Annotated in this window: 2 protein-coding genes; both read left to right on the forward strand. The window is 35.2% G+C overall.

Features of this window, described 5'->3' with window-relative positions; genetic code table 11:
- The first annotated feature begins 77 nt into the window (after positions 1 to 77).
- A complete protein-coding gene (locus ACFWX1_RS48070; RefSeq protein WP_378396627.1) occupies positions 78 to 416 on the forward strand; it encodes a hypothetical protein in 339 nt (112 codons plus the stop codon).
- Between the two features lie 24 nt (positions 417 to 440).
- Positions 441 to 1,922, forward strand: a 1,482-nt coding sequence (locus tag ACFWX1_RS48075; RefSeq protein WP_378396628.1) for a DNA polymerase, incomplete at its 3' end; no start/stop codon positions are given.

A 1,922-nucleotide genomic window follows, 5' to 3' on the forward strand; every position in this document is an offset into this window, starting at 1 on the left:
AAAAACATATCCCTATATAAAAAATCAACCCGGCGAAAGGTTTAGCGAAGGATTTACGATGGAGAGGTGGATTTTAAATGAGTAAGGAAAAAGAGAATAAAGAAAAAAGCGCAAGTAAACCCGTTAAGATACTTACGCTTGATACTGAGACGCGAGGACTTTTTGGGGAAGTCTTCCGCGTCGGATTATATGACGGTAGTAGATACCGTGCGACAAACACTTTTAAAAACCTGAAAACGGTTCTCTCACAGTATACCACAAAATACGATTGTCATGTATTTATTCATAATCTAGATTTCGACATTTCAAAAATCGCAAAGGACATTTTACCTGAAGCGGATTTAAAAAATTCGATTTTTATTAATAATGTCGTTACGGTATTTAAAACAGGTCTTAATGAATCCCAAATAACTTAATAAAATGAAATTATTTCGCAACCTATTACATTTCATGATTCCAGCAAGCTTGTAATGGGTTCATTAAAAAAGATATGTGAGGATTTTAATATTTCGCAAGAAAAAGCAAAAATAGATTTAAAAGACCATATTTTGAAATTGGGATGGGCGCTTGACGCTGACGGAAACCCCACAAATGACCCGGGTAAATATGATGACCGGGAATCCCAAGGGAATTATTTTATGAAGGTCGATCCGTATGAACCTGAATTAAATGAATATTTACGGTTGGACTGTGTGGCATTATATGAAATTGTTACAATGCTTATTGAAATATCCGGCTTGCCGATTCATGAATTTTTAAAATGTCCTACTACCGCAAGTCTTGCAATGAAAGTATATCAAATGAATTATCCTGAAGATTATGAAAAGGCTATTTCCACGAATTACGGTTATAGCAAATGGGGCGAGTTTACAGAGGATTTTATACGCAAGGCATATTATGGTGGACGTACAGAAGTATTTCAAAGTGAATTAAATGGCGGCTTTCATTATGATGTAAATTCATTATATCCGTACGTTATGAAAGTGAACCCAATACCTATAGGGAAACCGCGTCACCATAAAGGAGACAAAGCCCGAAACGTATTTAAATATTGGTACAGCTATAGACAGGGCGGCGGTTTTTTAGAATGTGATATTCACATACCGACTACTTTACATATACCGCCTCTACCTCACAGAATGTACAAAAAATTATGTTTCCCGGTCGGTAACCTTTCAGGGATATGGACGTTTGAAGAAATTGAATTGGCGTTAGAAATGGGTGCTAAAATAAAAGAAATTCATCAATGTATTTATTTTGAAAAGACCGATTATATATTTAAAGATTTTGTCTCCTATTTTGAAGAGATTAAAAATACAAGTGATGGAGCAAAAAAGACGTTTGCAAAATTAATGCAAAATGCACTGTACGGAAAATTCGGTATGCAAAGGGTTCGGCAAACGATTTTACCTGTCACAGAAATTGAGACATGCGAAGAAAAAGGCTATCCTTATGTTGAATTATTTAACCCTGTATATGGACAAGAATTTATTGAAGCAGCCGTCCCCAGCAAAGCGCCGTATATTCAGCCGCATATAGCCGCCTACGTTACGTCATACGCGCGTATTTTATTATATAGAGGTTTAATTAAACAATTAGAAAAAGGCGATGTGGCATATTGTGATACCGATTCAATAGCATGTGAAGCTATTTTTGATGATGACATGGTTGACGATAGAGAGTACGGTAAATGGAAACTGGAAGGTATTCTTGAAGAAGGTTTATTCATTCAACCAAAAACGTATTATGAAAAATATGCTGATGAAATAAAACCAGAAGAAATAGAAAAAGAAATATCCTCTTTTTCTCGGAATGTATTTAATTATCCCGAAAAAAGCAAAGTAAAACAATATCGTTTGGTCAAAGGTTCGGAGACAATGAAATTTAAAGGCATTCCCGGCGCGTATATCAAGAAATTAAAT

Source organism: Amycolatopsis sp. NPDC059021 (genome assembly GCF_042739895.1).
In the GTDB taxonomy this organism is placed as follows: Bacteria; Actinomycetota; Actinomycetes; order Mycobacteriales; family Pseudonocardiaceae; genus Amycolatopsis.